Source organism: Hamadaea sp., assembly GCF_013362815.1.
Lineage (GTDB): Bacteria > Actinomycetota > Actinomycetes > Mycobacteriales > Micromonosporaceae > Hamadaea.
In genome coordinates this window covers 542,842-559,323 of sequence record NZ_JABFVK010000013.1, presented here as the reverse complement: position 1 = coordinate 559,323, position 16,482 = coordinate 542,842, and the positions used below count along the sequence as shown (strand labels likewise).

General features: G+C 69.1%; 14 protein-coding genes. 3 read left to right on the top strand and 11 right to left on the bottom strand.

Features of this window, described 5'->3' with window-relative positions:
- Positions 1-17: 17 nt before the first annotated feature.
- Genes HOV77_RS07495 through HOV77_RS07475 form a run of 5 tightly spaced genes read right to left on the bottom strand, consistent with a single transcriptional unit; the run spans position 18 to position 5,781 of the window.
- Complete coding sequence (locus HOV77_RS07495; protein ID WP_290859417.1) at positions 18-647, bottom strand: DUF1961 family protein; 630 nt, start codon at positions 645-647, stop codon at positions 18-20.
- A gap of 34 nt (positions 648-681) precedes the next feature.
- A complete protein-coding gene (locus tag HOV77_RS07490) occupies positions 682-2,103 on the bottom strand; it encodes a rhamnulokinase family protein (RefSeq protein ID WP_290859415.1) in 1,422 nt (473 codons plus the stop codon).
- Positions 2,100-4,118, bottom strand: coding sequence for a bifunctional aldolase/short-chain dehydrogenase (locus tag HOV77_RS07485; RefSeq protein ID WP_290859413.1), 2,019 nt, complete (start codon positions 4,116-4,118; stop codon positions 2,100-2,102). Before HOV77_RS07485 ends, HOV77_RS07490 begins: the two co-directional genes overlap by 4 nt.
- Positions 4,118-5,278: an L-rhamnose isomerase gene (gene rhaI, locus HOV77_RS07480; RefSeq protein WP_290859412.1), complete on the bottom strand. Its 1,161-nt coding sequence runs from the start codon at positions 5,276-5,278 to the stop codon at positions 4,118-4,120. Before rhaI ends, HOV77_RS07485 begins: the two co-directional genes overlap by 1 nt.
- Positions 5,275-5,781: an L-rhamnose mutarotase gene (locus HOV77_RS07475; protein ID WP_290859411.1), complete on the bottom strand. Its 507-nt coding sequence runs from the start codon at positions 5,779-5,781 to the stop codon at positions 5,275-5,277. The genes rhaI and HOV77_RS07475 overlap by 4 nt, the downstream gene beginning before the upstream one ends.
- A 150-nt stretch (positions 5,782-5,931) precedes the next feature.
- Between HOV77_RS07475 and HOV77_RS07470 the strand changes: the two genes are divergently transcribed.
- The gene (locus HOV77_RS07470; protein WP_290859410.1) at positions 5,932-6,960 is read left to right on the top strand and encodes a LacI family DNA-binding transcriptional regulator; all 1,029 of its coding nucleotides are present in this window, start codon (positions 5,932-5,934) and stop codon (positions 6,958-6,960) included.
- Between the two features lie 18 nt (positions 6,961-6,978).
- Here the strand turns inward: HOV77_RS07470 and HOV77_RS07465 are convergent, their stop codons facing one another.
- The gene (locus HOV77_RS07465) at positions 6,979-8,016 is read right to left on the bottom strand and encodes a Gfo/Idh/MocA family oxidoreductase (protein WP_290859408.1); all 1,038 of its coding nucleotides are present in this window, start codon (positions 8,014-8,016) and stop codon (positions 6,979-6,981) included.
- Positions 8,003-9,163, bottom strand: coding sequence for a Gfo/Idh/MocA family oxidoreductase (locus HOV77_RS07460; RefSeq protein WP_290859406.1), 1,161 nt, complete (start codon positions 9,161-9,163; stop codon positions 8,003-8,005). The genes HOV77_RS07465 and HOV77_RS07460 overlap by 14 nt, the downstream gene beginning before the upstream one ends.
- A gap of 168 nt (positions 9,164-9,331) precedes the next feature.
- Here HOV77_RS07460 and HOV77_RS07455 point away from each other — a divergent pair, with 168 nt between their 5' ends.
- The gene (locus HOV77_RS07455; protein ID WP_290859404.1) at positions 9,332-10,156 is read left to right on the top strand and encodes a class II glutamine amidotransferase; all 825 of its coding nucleotides are present in this window, start codon (positions 9,332-9,334) and stop codon (positions 10,154-10,156) included.
- On the opposite strand, the gene HOV77_RS07450 is transcribed toward HOV77_RS07455, so the two are convergent.
- The 4 genes from HOV77_RS07450 to HOV77_RS07435 form a co-directional block, all read right to left on the bottom strand.
- Positions 10,153-11,184, bottom strand: a complete 1,032-nt coding sequence (locus HOV77_RS07450) for a DUF4236 domain-containing protein (protein ID WP_290859402.1) — start codon at positions 11,182-11,184, stop codon at positions 10,153-10,155. The genes HOV77_RS07455 and HOV77_RS07450 overlap by 4 nt on opposite strands.
- 77 nt (positions 11,185-11,261) lie before the next feature.
- Positions 11,262-12,635 (bottom strand): ABC transporter substrate-binding protein, encoded by a 1,374-nt coding sequence (locus HOV77_RS07445; protein ID WP_290859399.1) that lies wholly within the window; start codon positions 12,633-12,635, stop codon positions 11,262-11,264.
- A gap of 26 nt (positions 12,636-12,661) precedes the next feature.
- Positions 12,662-13,519 (bottom strand): carbohydrate ABC transporter permease, encoded by an 858-nt coding sequence (locus tag HOV77_RS07440; protein ID WP_290859397.1) that lies wholly within the window; start codon positions 13,517-13,519, stop codon positions 12,662-12,664.
- Positions 13,516-14,478 carry a sugar ABC transporter permease gene (locus HOV77_RS07435; RefSeq protein ID WP_290859391.1) on the bottom strand — a complete coding sequence of 321 codons (963 nt, stop codon included), beginning with the start codon at positions 14,476-14,478 and terminating at the stop codon, positions 13,516-13,518. The genes HOV77_RS07440 and HOV77_RS07435 overlap by 4 nt, the downstream gene beginning before the upstream one ends.
- A 173-nt stretch (positions 14,479-14,651) precedes the next feature.
- Here HOV77_RS07435 and HOV77_RS07430 point away from each other — a divergent pair, with 173 nt between their 5' ends.
- Positions 14,652-16,481 (top strand): hypothetical protein, encoded by a 1,830-nt coding sequence (locus HOV77_RS07430; protein WP_290859385.1) that lies wholly within the window; start codon positions 14,652-14,654, stop codon positions 16,479-16,481.
- Position 16,482: the final 1 nt, after the last annotated feature.

Genomic DNA, 16,482 nt, shown 5'->3' with positions numbered 1-16,482 from the left:
GCCCCGCCACAGAAGGGTTAGAGATCCGTGACCCGGAGGTTGGCATACTCGCCGATCATGGGGGCCATCTGGCGGAAGCCGATCTTCCCGCCGACCAGCGGATTCTCGTCCCGCCAGCGGAACGAGACCAGGTCGGCGACCTCGAACGTCACCTCGCCACTGCGGACAGTGAGGCGCATGGCGTACGGGCCTTGGGCGTCCAGCGCCGCCGGCAACGGGTCCGGCCCCTGCGCCACCAGGTGGAAGCCGTAGCTCTTCCGCAGATTACAGGTGTGCAGCCGGCGCTCGGACGGCCACATCCGGCGGTAGTAGGAGACGTGGTACGCGTCCAGGTCGCCGTGGTGGTACTGGTCGTAGGGGCCGGTCCGGGGCTTGAGGTCGAACAGGTCCTCGCCTTGGCGTCCCCGGGCATGGAAGAACAGGATGCAGAGCCCGGGCTCGTGGATCGGCCAGAAGTCCCACTCCACCCGGATGTCGGGACCGAAGTCCGCCGGGCACCACAGGACTATGTTGGCGTCCTGGCCGTCTTCGGGCGGGCGCAGGCTCTCCAGCCGCAGCCGCCCGCGTGGGAACGACAGCGCGCCGTCGCCCTCCAGCCGGAAGCCCGCGAGGTCGGCGGGAGAGCTCAACGCGTTGTGGTACACCATGTTTCGCCTCCGGAACTCAGGGGCGTGCGACAGTTCAGAGCCGGGCGGCCGCCTCGCGCCAGCGAGCTTCGCCGCCCTGCGGTTCGTAGCGGCGTACGGACTGGGTCGTCCGCACCAGGGTGCGCAGCTCGGTCAGGCTCAGCGGCTCGCCGCTGACCGCGCGGGCCTGGATCAGCACGTTGCCCAGCGCGGTCGCCTCGACCGGACCGGCGAGGACGGGCAGCCCGCAGGCATCGGCGGTCAGCTGACACAACAACTCGTTGCGCGCGCCGCCGCCGACGATGTGCACGACGTCGACGGCCTGACCGGAAAGCCGTTGGGCGTCGTGGACGGCAGCTCGGTGGGCCAGCGCGAGACTGTCCAGGATGCAGCGCACCACCTCGGCCGGGCCCTCGGGCGCCCGCTGGCCGCGGCGTACGCACTCAGCCCGAATCCGGCCGGTCATGTCCCCGGGTGGCAGGAACACGGCGTCCCCGGCGTCCACCACCGCCCGCAACCCCGGTACGCCGCCCGCCTGCCGCAGCAGCTCGCCGAGATCGGGATCGCCCCAATCCCGCAGGCACTCCTGCAGGAGCCAGAGTCCCATGACGTTGCGCAGATAACGGATGGTGCCGTCGACGCCGGCTTCGTTGGTGAAGTTGGCCCGGCGGCTGTCGTCGGTGAGGACCGGCGCAGCCAGCTCCACCCCGACGAGCGACCAGGTCCCGCACGAGATGTACGCGAACCGCTCCCCCGAAGCCGGTACGCCGACGAGGGCGGAGGCGGTGTCGTGCGATCCGACCGCCGTCACCGGAACCGGGCCGAGCCCGATCTCCGGCCCCAGTACGCCGATCGGCGTACCGGGGTCGCGTAACGGCGGCAGGATCGAGCGCGGCAGTCCGAGCGCCGCCCCCACGTCGGCCCACTGTCCGGTGTGGACGTCGAGCAGCTGCGTGGTGGAAGCGTTCGTCCGCTCCGCCCCGATCTGGCCGGTCAGCCAGTATCCGATCAGATCCGGTATCAGCAGCAGCGTCTTCGCCGCCGCGAGCTGTGCGGTTCCCCGGGCGGCGGCGAGTTGGAAGATCGTGTTGAACGGCTGGAGTTGCAGGCCCGTGGTCGCGTACAACTGCTCGGCGGGCACCTGCTTGAGCACGTGCTCCACGACTCCGTCGGTACGCGCGTCCCGGTAGTGGACCGGGTTGCCCAGCAGCCGGCCATCGTCGTCGAGCAGTCCGTAGTCGACCGCCCACGAGTCCACGCCGATCGAGTCGACCGGTCCGGCCGCTCGCAGCCCGTCCAGGATGCCCTGGTAGAGCCGCAGGACGTCCCAGTGCAGGGTGCCGCCGGCCCGGACCGGTTCGTTCGGGAACCGGGCCGCCTCGGACAGCCGCAGCGTGCCGCCGCCGACCTGAGCGGTCATCACCCGGCCGCTGGACGCGCCGAGATCGACCGCCGCGACGGTGAGCTGATCCCTCATCGGAGGAACGCCGCGGCGACCCCGGCGTCGACGGGCACATGCAGTCCGGTGGTATGCGACAGCTCGGCCGAGGCGAGCACGAACACGGCGTTGGCGACGTGCTCGGGCAGCACCTCCCGCTTGAGCAGGGTCCGCTGGGCGTAGAACTCCCCCAGCTTCTCCTCCGGTACGCCGTACACCGCCGCGCGTTGCGCGCCCCAGCCCGAGGCGAAGATCCCCGAGCCCCGGACGACGCCGTCGGGGTTGACGCCGTTGACCCGGATCCCGAAGGAACCGAGTTCGGCGGCGAGCAGCCGCACTTGATGCGCCTGGTCGGCCTTAGCCGCCCCGTACGCGACGTTGTTCGGCCCGGCGAACACGGAGTTCTTGCTGGCGATGTAGACGAGGTCGCCACCCATCCCCTGCTCGATCATGATCCGGGCGGCCTCCCGGGCGACCAGGAACGAGCCCCGGGCCATGACGTCGTGCTGCACGTCCCAGTCGGCCAGGGTGGTGTCCAGCAACGACTTGCTGATCGACAGGCCGGCGTTGTTGACGACGAGGTCCACCCCGCCGAAGGCGACGGACGCCTGGCGCAGCGCTGTGCGTACCAGTTGCTCGTCGGTGACGTCGACCGTGACCGCGAGCGCCACGTCTGGGCCCAGGGAAGCCGCGACCTGCGCCGCCGCCTCGGCGTCGCGGTCGGCGATCACCACGCACGCGCCCTCGGCCGCGAGCCGCAGCGCGATGGCCTTGCCGATGCCCGAGCCGCCGCCGGTGACGAACGCGACCCGCGTGGCCAGAGGTTTGGGCTTGGGCATGCGGGCGAGCTTGGCCTCTTCGAGCGCCCAGTACTCGATGCGGAACTTCTCCGACTCGGCGATCGGCTGGTAGCTGGAGATCGCCTCGGCGCCCCGCATCACGTTGATCGCGTTGACGTAGAACTCGGCGGCGACCCGCGCGGTCTGCTTGTCGCGGCCGAAGCTGAACAGGCCCACGCCCGGGACCAGCACGATCGCCGGGTCCGCGCCGCGCATCGGCGGTGAGTCGGGATCGGCGTGCCGCTCGTAGTAGGCCGCGTATTCGACGCGGTACTCGGCGTGCAGTTCGCGTAGCCGCGTCACGACCTCGTCCAGTGGGGCGGTCGGCGGCAGGTCGAGCACCATCGGCCGGACCTTGGTCCGCAGGAAGTGGTCGGGGCAGGAGGTGCCGAGCGCGGCCAGCAGCGGATGCTTCGCGCGGCTGAGGAAGTCCAGGACGGCCGGGTCGTCGGTGAAATGGCCGACCTGCGGACGGTCCGTCGAGGCCAGGCCACGGATGATCGGCGCGAGCGTGGCTGCCCGGTCGCGGCGGTCGGCTTCCGGCAGCGGCTCGGTCGTGATCGGGCCGAACGGCTCGGACCGGCCGCGCTCGTCGATGAACGCCTGCGCGGTCCGGATGATCTCCAGCGACCGTTGCTCGCATTCGTCGCTTGTGGACCCCCAGGCGGTGATCCCGTGGCCGCCGAGGATGCAGCCGATGGCCTGCGGGTACGCCTCCTTGATCGCGGCGATGTCGAGGCCGAGCTGGAAGCCCGGACGCCGCCACGGCACCCAGACGACCCGGTCGCCGAAGCACTCCTTGGTCAGCGCCTCGCCGTCGGCCGCCGTGGCCAGCGCGATCCCGGCGTCGGGGTGCAGGTGGTCGACGTGCTCGGCGTCGACCAGGCCGTGCATCGCGGTGTCGATGCTCGGCGCGGCTCCGCCCCGGCCGTGCAGGCAGTAGTCGAACAGCGCGACCATCTCGTCCTCGCGGTCCACGCCCGAGTAGACGGCGGTGAGCGCACGCAGCCGGTCCAGCCGCAGCACCGCCAGGCCGGCTTCGGTCAGCGTACCGAGGTCGCCGCCGGAACCCTTGACCCACAACAGATCCACCGGCGTCCCGGTGACCGGGTCGACCGCGGTGCCCTTCGCCGACGTGTTGCCGCCCGCGTAGTTCGTGTTGCGGGGATCGGCTCCGAGCCGGCGCGACCGGGCGATCAGGTCTTTCCCGCTCATCACGCGCCCCAACCAGCCTGGGTGCCGCCGACCCGCTCGGCCTTGACCTTCTCGAAGTAGCCGGACCGCTTGTAAGCGCCGATCGGGTCGGGATCGAGGCCCATGTCCTCGCGCAGTTCGCGCAGCAGCGGGCGTACGTCGGTGTTGTAGGCGTCCATCAGCACCGCGTTCGCCTCCAGCACGTCACCGGACTCCTGCGCCTTGGCGAGCGTGTCGTGGTCGACCAGCAGCGCCTTCGCTGTCGCCTCCTGCACGTTCATCACCGACCGGATCACCGCCTGGATCTTCGGTTCCAGGTTGTGGCACTGGTCGAGCATGAACGCGATGCCCTTGTCGAGTTCGTCCGCCAGCACGATCTCGTGCATGATCCGGAAGAGCTGGAACGGGTCCGCGCTGCCCACCATCAGGTCGTCGTCGGCGTAGAAGCGCGAGTTGAAGTCGAAGCCGCCGAGCTTGCCCGCGCGCAGCAGCATCGCCACGATGAACTCGATGTTCGTGCCCGGCGCGTGGTGCCCGGTGTCGATCACGACCTGCGCCCGGTCACCCAGCGCGACACAGTGCAGGTAGGCGGTCCCCCAGTCGGGCACGTCGGTCATGTAGAACGCGGGCTCGAACAGCTTGTACTCCACCAGCATCCGCTGCTGGTCACCCAACCGCGCATAGGTCTCGGCCAACGCGTCGGCCAGTCTTCCTTGACGGGTACGCACATCGTCCTGGCCGGGATAGTTGGTTCCGTCGGAGAACCACAGTTTGAGGTCGCGCGACCCGGTCGCGTCCATGATGTCGACGCACTCGATCAGATGCGCGATCGCCTTCCGGCGTACGCCGGGATCGGGGTTGGTGACGCTGCCGAGCTTGTAGTCGTCGTCCTGGAAGACGTTGGCGTTGATCGTGCCGAGGCGTACGCCGAGATTCTCGGCATGCCGGGCCAGGTCGGCGTAGTCGTCCACCTTGTCCCACGGGATGTGCAACGCCACCGAAGGAGCGACGCCGGTGAACCGGTGCACCGTCGCGGCGTCGGCGATCTTCTCGTACGGGTCGCGCGGCACACCTTCCTGCGCGAACACCTTGAACCGGGTTCCCGAGTTCCCGTACGCCCACGACGCGGTCTCGATCCGCTGCCCACCCAACGCCGCCCTGATCGGCACACCGTCGCTCATCGCAAGTCTCCCAGTTGATCGTCACTCAGTTGATCGTCGAGGTTGAACACCTCGGTGAGCACGCGCATGTGCTGGTCCGGCCGGCCCGAGTCGAAGAACTCGGCCATCTGCGCCTGCCAGCGCGCGTTGACCTCGGTCGCGTCCATCGCGGCCAGCGCGGCCTCGAAGTCGTCGGTGAGCAGGTAGCCCACCAGCAGGCCGTCCTCCCGGAGGAACAGGCTGTAGTCGTGCCAGCCGGTGTCGCGCAAGGCGGCCAGCATCTCCGGCCACACCTGGGCATGGCGGCGCCGGTACTCCTCCAGCCGATCGGGCTTGACCTGAAGGGTGAAACAGATCCGGCGCACGCGGGGCCTCCTGGGGTGGGTTGGGCCGGAGGGGGTGAGCCGATGGCACGCCGCGCCGCGCCAACGCATGAAACGTTTCACCATCGGCTGACATGAACGGTAGAGAGCGATCCCCAGCGCGTCAAGAGGTTCCCCGCCGAACTTCTTCGCGTTGATCATGAACCCATGGTCCCGATCGTCGGCGTGTCACCGCCCCCAACCTCATGATCGACCCGCTTCGGTGGCGGCCGACCACTGAATGGCTGGTTGACGAGCCACCGGAAAGGGTGAGACGTTTCAACCACCACTTCAAGATTCAGCGAGGGGAAGATGGCTGCTGCGAGCATCAAGGAGGTCGCCCGGCTGGCGGGCGTGTCGCTGGGGACGGTCAGCAACGTCCTGAACCGGCCGGAAGCGGTGGCTCCGCAGACTCGCAAACGCGTACTCGACGCGATCAGCCAGCTCGGCTACGTCCGCAACGACTCGGCTCGCCATCTGCGGGCCGGGCAGAGCCGCACCGTCGCGATCGTGGTCCTCGACGTGTCGAACCCGTTCTTCACCGACGTCGTCCGAGGTGCGGAGGGAGCCGTCGAGGACGCGGACGGCATGCTCATCGTCTGCAACAGCGGCGAAGACCGAGCTCGGGAGGAACGCCATCTCGACATGCTCGAAGAGCAACGCGTACGCGGGCTGCTGATCACGCCGGTGGACGACGCCCGCCACGAACGCCTCGAGCGACTGATCGACCGGGGCATTCCGGTGGTGCTGGTCGACCGCGGTACGGGGCAGCCGAATCGGTGCTCGGTCGCGGTGGACGACGTGCTCGGCGGTCAGCTGGCCGCGCAGCACCTCGCCGACGAGGGGCACCGCCGGATCGCCTTCGTCGGCGGGCCGGCGTCGATCCGGCAGGTCGAAGACCGGCATGCCGGGGCGGCCGCCGCTCTCGAGGCGTACCCGGGAACGAGTCTTCAGGTGGTCGAGACGCGCTCGCTGTCGGTGACCGCCGGACGGGACGCCGCCGAACGCATCTGCGTCCAACCGGCCGCCACCCGGCCGACCGCCATCTTCTGTGCGAACGACTTGCTCGCGCTCGGTGTGCTGCAAGGGCTGACCGCCGGTGGGCTCCGCGTACCGGAGGACATGGCGCTGGTCGGCTACGACGACATCGACTTCGCCGCGGCGGCGGCCGTGCCGCTGACCTCCGTCCGGCAACCGCGCGAGCAGCTCGGCCGCACCGCCGCCGAACTGCTGCTCGAAGAAGCCGAAGATCCCGCCCGACACGGCCACCGGCACGTCGTCTTCCAGCCGCAGCTCGTCGTACGCCAATCCACAGTGAGCGGCACACGCGCCCGCCGTTAACCGCTACACAAAATGCCGCTACGCCAGGTGCCCGGCCCGGGTTGCGAGCAGGTCGGCCCGGATGGCCAGCTCCGTCGCGAGGAACGAGTGCGACTGCGTCATCGCGCGTTCGGTGCGGTCGGTGATGTCGCGGACGAGGTCGGGATAGAACGGCAGCTCGACGTCGGTGCAGTCGACACGCTCAGTCTGCGCCCCGTCGACGACGAACAGATGGTCCCCACCTGGTACGCCGGCCACGTCGACGTACTTGCGGATCTCCAGGTAGCCGTCCGTTCCCAGCACGGTCAGCCGGCCATCGCCCCACGTCGGCAGACCGTCGGGGGTGTACCAGTCGACGCGGGCGTACCCGTGCCCGGCGTCGCCCCGGAGCAGCAGCTCGCCGAAGTCGGCGAAGCGGGGCCGACCGGGATTCGCGTGGTTGGCGACGGTGCTCGCGACGACCTCGGCCTGAGTCGAGCCGGTGAAATGCAGGAACTGGTCTACTTGATGCGAGGCGAGATCGGTCAGGATGCCGCCACCCCGCGCCTGGTCGAAGAACCACTCCGGCCGGGTGGGGGCCGACAGCCGATGCGGGCCGAGTCCGATGGTCTGCACGACCCGCCCGATCCGGCCCTCGGCGACCACCTGCGACGCCCGGACGACCGAGCGTACGTGCAGGCGCTCGGAGAAGCACACCCACCAGAACCGGCCGGTGTCGGCGACCGCCTGCCGGATCGCGGCCAGCTCGTCCAGGCTGACACAGCCGGGCTTGGCGGCGAGCACGTCCTTGCCGGAGTGCAGCGCCGCCACTGCGACCGCGGCTCGCCGGTCCGGCACGTCGGCCGTCACGATCAGCGAGATCGAGGGATCGTCGAGCAGCCGGCGCGGATCGTCCACTTCGGTCACTTGCGGGAAGGCCGCCGCGAACGCCCGGGCGACCGCGCCGTCGCTCTCCCCCGCCCGGTTGTGGAACCCGGCGCACTCCGCGCCCGCGGCGAGCAGCCCCGAGGCCAGGTTGGCCGCGTGCGGGTGTTCCACTCCGACGACGGCGAATCGGACGCGGTCAGCCGACGGCATTGTCGTCGCCCTCACTCCACCGGAACGGCTTGCCCGTGGCCCACGCGACGGGCAGTTCGCAGAACAGCGCGCCGTTGTCGGCCGCCTGGCGTACGACGTCGTCGACGCCGGGCACGATCACCCGGTGGCCGTCCAGCCGCTGGAACCGGGCGTCGATGGGCGTGGCGGCCGGGCCCAGCCGGATCGCCTCCACCATCTGCATGAACGACCTCGTCTCGGCCAGCGGCGCGAACAGCGGCACCCCGTCGGCGACGTGGTCCAGCAGGTTGTCCAGCAGATCGGCCCGGTCGAAGCGACGTTCGCCGTCCGCCGTGCGCAGCCGATCCTCGGTGTACCAGAGCTCGGCCCGCCCGGCCGAGCCGACCACTTCGATCACCGGCTCGCGTGAGGTTTCGGCGCACACGGTCACCGCGGCGGTGACCGGCGTCCCGCTCGCGGTCGTCATTCGTGCACTGGCGGTGTCGTCGGCTTCGATCGGGTGCGCGCGATAGGTGTCCACCTCGACCGCGTCCACCGAGTCCGCGCCGGACGAGCCGTCGAGCCGCAACGCCATCGCCACCCCGTGGGCGAACGGATTGGTCAGCGCCCCGTCCATGACGGGGACCCCGTCGAGCGTACGCCGACCGGCCCAGGCCGCCCGGGTGTAGTACGACTCGGTACGCGTCCAGGCGCCGATCATGCCGATGCGGCGTACCTCGCCGAGGGCCCCGGCGGCGATCAGGTTCGCCAGTTCGGCGTACGCCCCGGAGCCGAAGGCTTGAAAGCCCACCTGACAGGCGACTCCGGCCGCCTTCTGCGCCGCGGCCAGCGTGTCGAACTCGGCCATCGTCGGCGTCGGCGGCTTCTCCAGGAGCACGTGGGCTCCGGCGGCGAAGGCCGTCAGGGCCAGCTGGGAATGCGTGTGCATCGGCGTCGAGATGACCACGACGTCCGGTCGGACCTCGGTGATGAGCCGGCCGGCGTCGGTGTCGAAGCGGCAGTCGCCCGCGAGGCTGCGCTGCTGGTCGTCCAGCGGGCGTACGTCGGCGACCCCGGCGAGCCGGACCCGGCCGGTGGCCGTCCGCGCGGCGAGCTGTTCCAAGTGCCCCCGCCCGTGCCCGTGCGCACCCACGAGTACCACGGACGGTGGCGTCCGGTCGCGACCCAATGTGACTCCTCGACGTGTGTGGTCAGCCGCTTGGAAAGCGCTTTCAGAAGGGTGATCTTACTGCTCCGCCCGCGCTGCGTCACCAGCCCGCGGGAACCCCCGATGTCACGGTCGGATCACCCGCAACGGGTGAGGCCGCCACCCGGCCGGGCGGATCATCGTGAGGACATGTGCCGCTGGCTCGCCTATTACGGCTCGCCGATCCGGCTGGACGAGCTGATCTACAAGCCCAGCCATTCGCTGATCGACCAGAGCCTCCACTCGAAGCTGGGCGTCGAGACGACCAACGGCGACGGTTTCGGCGTCGGCTGGTACAGCGGGCGCGAGCCGACCGTGTTCCACAGCGTCGACCCGGCCTGGAACAACCGCAACCTGCGCAACCTCGCGTCGCACATCGAATCGCCGATCATCTTGGCGCACATCCGGGCGTCGACCGGCACCCCCGTCCAGGAGAGCAACTGTCATCCGTTCCGCCACGGCAAGTGGATGTGGATGCACAACGGCTCCATCGCCCAGTTCGCGAAACTGAAGCGCGACCTCGTCCTGGCCGTCGACCCGGAGCTCTATCCGGCGATCGAGGGTTCGACCGACTCCGAGCTGATGTTCTTCCTCGCGTTGACGTTCGGTCTCGCCGACGACCCGCCCACCGCGGTCGCCCGGATGGCCGGGCTCGTCGAGGCCACCGCCGCCGCGCACGGCGTACCAGATGCTCTGCAGATGACCGTCGCCACCTCCGACGGCGAGCGGATCTGGGCGTTCCGCTACTCGACGGCCCGCCACTCGCGGTCGTTGTTCTTCAGCACGGACGTCCGCGCATTGCGCGAGCTGTATCCCGACCACGGCTGGTTGCAGCAGGCCTCGGACGAGTCGCGGCTGATCGTCTCGGAACCGTTCGGCGCGCTCGAAGGGGCCTGGAACGCGGTGCCGGAGAACTCCTACGGCGTCATCCAGGAGGGCAGCGACCGGATGGGCATCTTCCGGCCGCGCGGCTAACTCGCCGCGTCCAGCTCCTTCAACGCTTCGGCAAGCCCCGGGTAGGTCGCGTCTTCGGCGAGGATTCGCTGCAGGTCTTTGCGGGCGTACGCGATCTTCCGCTCGGCCAGGTAGGTGTTGGCCCGTTCCAGCAACGCCCGATGCCGGATCTCGACGTCGACGGTACGCTTCGCCACCACCTGTTTGAGCACCTCACGCGCGGCCTCGAAGTAGTCGAGCTCCTTCAAAGCCCGCCCGCGCAACACCATGAGCAGTGCGTGGCCGTCGCTTTCCGGGGCGAGCCCGTTGGTCATCTCGACGACCTCGTCGTGGTGCCCGGCCTCGCTGTAGAGCTCGGCGAGCGAGACCGCCGCCGAGAACGTCGGTTCGAGCTGCTCGACGGTCTCGATCGCCAGCCCGAGCCGGTCGCTGTACTGGTACAGCTCGGCCAGGGTCAACCCGACGGCTTCCCGGCTGATCGGCAGCATCACCTCGACGCCTGGAGCCAGTTCCAGCTCCACGCTCGCGTACGGCGCGTACCGTCGGATGAACGGATGACGGGCCGCATCGCGACCGGAGTCGAACGCCACCGCCAGCGATTCCTCCGCACGGTCGAAGTCCTGATCCCGGTACGCGAGCAGACCGTCGAGCGCCGCGCACAGCGGTTCCCACTCCGGATAGTCGGCCCCGATCTCGGCGATCGCCGCCGGATCCGGATCGCTGATCAGCGCCCGGTACAGCCGCTTCTCGGCCCGCGGCGCGAACAGGGCCGGCTGCGGCGGCGCGGGGATGCCCTCCACCTCCGGGGCTTCGGCCTGCACCGGTGCCGTGGACTTGGCCGGCTTGCGGGCCTGTTTGGCCGAACCGCGCAACGTCTTGACGTAGGACAACCCCGTCCCGGGTATGCCGATCGTGCCGACGACCTGGCCCCGTGCCGTCCTCGTCAGCCGCGCGCCGCGTACGCCGACGGAGTAGCCGATGCCGCTCTTGGACAGCGTCATGCGTACGCCCGGCAGCACTTGGAAGGTCTTGCGGATGCGGAAGCCCACGGCCCGCAGCCTAGATCACGGGGGCGACCGGCGTCCGTCGGGCGGCCGTGGCAGCAACCACCCGACGGGGCCGACGATCACCGCAGGTGCGGCTTCACCTGCGAGCTGTAGATCCCCTCGAGCTTGGCCTTGAGGTTGCTCAACTCGCTCTGCACGTCACCGTTCTTGGTCAGGATCGCCGCGCAGGCGTTGGCCATCTCCTGATCGGCACCGGGGAGGAACACCCGGGCCCAGTCCTGGTTACGCGTGACGGCCAGCTGATCGATCGCCACCTTCGCCTGCGGAGCCTTGGCGATCAGCGACGACGGGTCGGCCGACTTGCGTACCGGCATGTATCCGGTGGCCTGGGCGAACTTCAGGGTGTTCTCGGGCGTGGTCAGGAACTTGATGAACGTGGCGGCGGCGAGCTGGTTCTCGGGCTTGATCTTCTTGGGGATGCCGACGCCGGCTCCGCCCGTCGGGCAGACCGGGCTCGTGGCCGCCGGGCCGCCGGGCAGGAACCCCGCTCCGACGTCGAACTTGGCGACCTTGAGGATGCCGACGAGGCTGCCGGTCGAACCGACGGTCGCGCTGACCGCACCGGCCGACAGGTCGTTGGTCGAGTCCTTGCCGGCCACGCCGGACCACTTGTTCTTGTAGACCGCGTCGGCGAGGAACTGCAACGCGGCGACGGCTTCGGGCTTGTCGCAGGTGATGTCGAAACTGTCCTTGGCCGACCAGCTGCCGCCCCGGCCCCACAGCACGTTCTGGAAGCTCCAGCCCGCGTACCCGGCGAGCGCCGGGAGCTGGAACGCGTTCTGCGTACCCGCGTTGGCCGACTTCAGTTTCGGCGCCCACTCCGCGAACTCGTCCCAGGTCTTCGGGGCACGGTCGGGTAGACCGGCTGCCTGCCAGTGCGCCTTGTTCCAGTAGAACAGCGGCGTCGATCGGGCCCACGGAACGGCCCAGATGGATCCGCCGTACTTGTAGTCGGTGAGCAGCTGGTCGCGGTAGTCGCTGGTGTCCCAGTCGAGCGCGGTGAACAGCGTGTCGAGCGGGATGATCGAGTCCTGGAGGTAGTAGCGGAACCACCACACGTCCGACAGGACGACGAGGTCGGGCAGTTTGCCGCCGGCCTGGGCCGCCTGGAACTTCTGCGCGATGTCCTCGTAGTTGGACCCGGCCGTCACCAGCTGCACCTTGATGTCGGACTGGCTGGCGTGGAAGGCGTCGATGATCTGCTGGGTGACCTCCTGAGACGCCCCCGGGTTCGACGACCAGAAGGTGATCTCCCCGGCCGGCTTGACGCCGGTGAAGTCCAGCTTCGCGGCGTCGCCGCCGCCGTTGTCGGTGGAGGTCGACGGCCCGGTGCAGGCGGACAGGGCCGTCGCGGACAGCCCGGCGGCGGCCAGACCGAGGAATCCTCTCCGGCTCAGCTCGCGTGAACTCTCGGCGGGATCCGACTGGGACACGGTGCACCTCCTGGTTGATGGATGACTCATCCCTTGACACCGCCCTGGGTCAGGCCGGTGACGATGTGCCTTTGCAGCGCGGCGAACACGACGAGGACGGGCAGCAGGACCATGACGGTGCCGGCCATGACGATGCCGTACGCGGACGCCGAGTTCTCGCTGTTCTGCAACAGGGTCAAGCCCACCGGCAGGGTCATCATCTCGGGGTCGGAGACGATGACCAGCGGCCAGAGGTAGTCGTTCCACTCGAACACGATGTTGACCAGCGCGACCGTGGCGATGCTCGGCGCGGCCATCGGCACCACCATGTGCCAGAGCCGCCGCCAGTGGCCCGCGCCGTCGACCTCCGCCGCGTCGATCACGTCGGTGGGCAGGGTCAGGAAGGCCTGCCGCAGCAGGAACGTCCCGAAGCCGGTGGCCAGACCCGGCAGGATGATCCCCCAATAGGTGTCCTGCCCGCCCAGGCCGCTGATGAACACGAAGTTCGGGACCACGCTGACCTGCGGCGGCACCATGAGCGTCGCCAGCACCGCCCAGAACACGTACTTGCGGCCCGGGAACCGGACGAAGACCAACGCGTACGCCGTGAAGACGGCGAGCAGCACCTTGATCCCGGCACCGACCACCGTGACGACCGCCGAGTTCACGAACAGCCGCGCGAACGGCACGATACGGGCCGCGTCGGAATAGTTGCCCGGGTGCCACGGGTCGGGTAGCACGACGAGCCTCTGCGTGACCACGTCGGCGGGCGTCTTGAACGACGACAGGACCAGGTACGCCAACGGCAGGACCACGACGAGGATGGCCAGCAGGATCGGCACGTAGTCGGCGATCAGCGCCGCGACGAGGTTGCGGCGCGACAGGGGTCGGGAATCGACGGTCACCGGTAATGCACCCGCTTCTCGAGGAAGACCAGCTGGAGCAGCGTCAGGATCACCAGGAGCACGAACAGCACGGTCGACAACATCGCCGAGTAGCCCGCCTGGTTGTAGCCGCCGAACGCCCGCAGATAGGCGTCGTAGATGAGCGTCGTGGTGCCCCGGCCCAACGGGGTCATCACGCGGATCAGGTCGAAGGCCTGCAGCGAGCTGAGCGTACTGGTCACCAGGAGGAAGAACGTCGTCGGCGACAGCAGTGGGAACACCACCGAGAAGAACTTGCGCCGGGCGTTCGCACCGTCGATCGCGGCCGCCTCCAGGACGTCCGAGGAGATCGCCTGCAACCCGGCCAGATAGATCACCGCGGCGTATCCGAGGTTCTTCCAGACGTAGACGAGCACCACCATGATCAGGCTCAGCGTCTCGTTGTTGAACCACTGCGGACTGTCGACCCCGAAGCTGCGCAGGACCGCGCCGAGCGCTCCGACCGTGGGGTCGAAGATGTACTGCCAGGCCAGCCCCACCCCGACGCCGGACAGCACGAACGGCGAGAACACCGTCGCGCGGGCGAGCCCCGCTCCGCGTACCTTGCGGTTGAGGCCCAGCGCCACGAGCAGGCCCAGCGCCATCGACAGCAGCACGGTCGACAACGTGAACACCGCCGTCGTGAGGAAGACCTCCCCCGCTTCCGACGAGCGGAAGAACTCGACGTAGTTGGCCAGGCCCACCGGTCGCGCCGTCGGCGCACCCAGCGTCCAGTCCAAAGTCGAGTAGTACATGTTGAGGAACAGCGGACGGTAGGTGAAAAGGACGATCAGGGCGAGGTTGGGCACGGCGAACGCCAGGAAGATCGCCGCCTCGCGGCGTGCCCGGCGTCGCCGCCCCCGTCGCGCACGGCTACTCGCCGTGGAGGCCGAGACCTCCGGTGGCGACGTTGCCGGGCTGCGCTTGATCTCCGCAACCATGATCGGCAGCTAACCGACGTCAGATGTACGAATGATAACAGAAACGTGAATATATAACATCGACGATACTGCGCCGGTGAAATCTTTCCGAGATCGAGCCTGCCAGGGCCACCGGATCGGGGTGCCCGCACGGCGGCGGCGGTTTTGCGGCTAGATCACCTAGAGTATCCGCTATGTCCACTATTGACGTCGCGTCTACGGCAGACGACGACATCGCTCACCACCGTCGGGTCGTCGGCCGCCGATCGAGCCGCCGAGCCGACTTCGTGGTGCTGGTCATATACCTGGCCTTCGCGGGCTACGTGCTGGGGCATCTCTGGCCGGCTCCCGGCGAGCGCTACTTGTCCCACAGCTACAACGACCATTCGCAGTTCGAGTGGTTCCTCGCCGTGGACACCTACAACCTCCTGCACTTCAAGAATCCGTTCTTCACGGACTTCCAGAACGCAGGCATGGGCGTCAACCTCCTGGGCAACGCCAGCGTCCTCGGCTTGGCGCTGCCGTTGCTGCCGGTCACCATGCTCTTCGGACCCAGCGTCGCGTTCGTCATCGCGACAACGCTCAGCCTGTGCGCGACCGCCTTCGGGTGGTACCTGATCCTGCACCGCGAACTCGGGCTGCACCGGGCGGCGGCTGTTCTGGGCGGCGCTGTCACGGCGTACGCCCCGGCCGTCGTCTCGCATGCGAACGCACACCTGAACCTGATCTCGATGTTCCTGGTCCCGTGGATCGTCCGGTCCTCACTGCGGCTGTTCCACTCACATCGGCCGGTCCGGGACGGCGTGACACTGGGCCTCCTCGTCAGCTACCAGTTCTTCGTCGGCGCGGAGATCCTCCTGATGACGGCGATCGCACTCCTCCTCTTCGTGATCTTGTACGCGTTGCCCCCGCTGCCCGGGCTGTCCGATCTCCTCCGCCGGTTCTCCCGGGGCATCGGCGTCGCGTTCGCCGTGGCCGGCGTGCTGCTGGCGTACCCGTTGTGGGTACAGTTCGCCGGTCCCCGGCACTACGACACCCTCGGCGGGCTGGCCTACGTGACCAACGACCTCAGCACGCTGTTCCGGTACTCGACGAACTCGCTCGGAAACGCGGGCGATCCGCTGACCTCGACCAACTACGCCGAGGAGAACGCGTACTTCGGCTGGCCGCTGCTCCTGCTCGGCACGGTCGTCGCAGTCTGGTTCCGGCGTACGCGGCTCGCCCGCGCAGTCGGCCTGCTCGGCCTGATCGGCCTGATCCTCTCGCTCGGCCCCACGATCACGTGGAGGGGGTCGAACACCGGGATTCCGGGACCGTGGCGGCTGTTCCGGCCACTACCCGTCCTCGACTCCCTGAACATCGGCCGGTTCACCTTCATCACCGTGGTGGCGCTGGGTGTGCTGCTCGCGCTCGCCACCGACCGGATCGTCAGAGCCGCACCCGACTGGACGGCGAACTCCCGGCTGGCGTGGGACGCCGCCTTGGCTGCGGCGCTGGTGCCGCTGCTGCCCGTGCCCCTGCCCGTAGTAGGTCGCGATCCGGTGCCGCGATTCTTCGCCGACGGCGTCTACAAGCAGTACATCAGGAGGAACCACACCGTGGTGCCGGTGCCGGTCATGACCGCCGCCGGGCGGATGACCGTCGACGCGCTGCACTGGCAGATCGCGGCGAACATGGACTTCCGGCTGCCGGAGGGCTACTTCGTCGGGCCGAAGGACCCCTCGAAGGTCGCGACGAACCAGCCCGCGCCGGGACCGGTCAACTCGGTGCTGCTCGAAGTCACCCGTCACCGCCGGTCCGTCCAGCTCACGCCGGCCCAGCGAGCCGAGATCCTCGGCCAGCTACGCACCTGGCAGGCCGACGCCATCGTGGTCTACCGCTGCGGAGACGTGCTGCCGCAGCTGCAGGCCACCTTCGACCCCGTCCTGGGACCGGGGCACCAGGTCAGCGACGTGTTCCACTGGGACCTGCGTTCACTGTCAGCAGAGCCGGTCGTCGCACCCCACGGCGACGGAACAAGGTAGG

Coding starts and splice junctions, on each gene's coding strand:
- HOV77_RS07465 (WP_290859408.1), bottom strand. CDS start 8,016: ATGCCGTCGGCTGACCGCGTCCGATTCGCCGTCGTCGGAGTGGAACAC.
- HOV77_RS07430 (WP_290859385.1), top strand. CDS start 14,652: ATGTCCACTATTGACGTCGCGTCTACGGCAGACGACGACATCGCTCAC.
- HOV77_RS07470 (WP_290859410.1), top strand. CDS start 5,932: ATGGCTGCTGCGAGCATCAAGGAGGTCGCCCGGCTGGCGGGCGTGTCG.
- HOV77_RS07455 (WP_290859404.1), top strand. CDS start 9,332: ATGTGCCGCTGGCTCGCCTATTACGGCTCGCCGATCCGGCTGGACGAG.
- HOV77_RS07495 (WP_290859417.1), bottom strand. CDS start 647: ATGGTGTACCACAACGCGTTGAGCTCTCCCGCCGACCTCGCGGGCTTC.
- HOV77_RS07485 (WP_290859413.1), bottom strand. CDS start 4,118: ATGAGCGGGAAAGACCTGATCGCCCGGTCGCGCCGGCTCGGAGCCGAT.
- HOV77_RS07475 (WP_290859411.1), bottom strand. CDS start 5,781: ATGATCAACGCGAAGAAGTTCGGCGGGGAACCTCTTGACGCGCTGGGG.
- HOV77_RS07435 (WP_290859391.1), bottom strand. CDS start 14,478: ATGGTTGCGGAGATCAAGCGCAGCCCGGCAACGTCGCCACCGGAGGTC.
- HOV77_RS07490 (WP_290859415.1), bottom strand. CDS start 2,103: ATGAGGGATCAGCTCACCGTCGCGGCGGTCGATCTCGGCGCGTCCAGC.
- rhaI (WP_290859412.1), bottom strand. CDS start 5,278: ATGAGCGACGGTGTGCCGATCAGGGCGGCGTTGGGTGGGCAGCGGATC.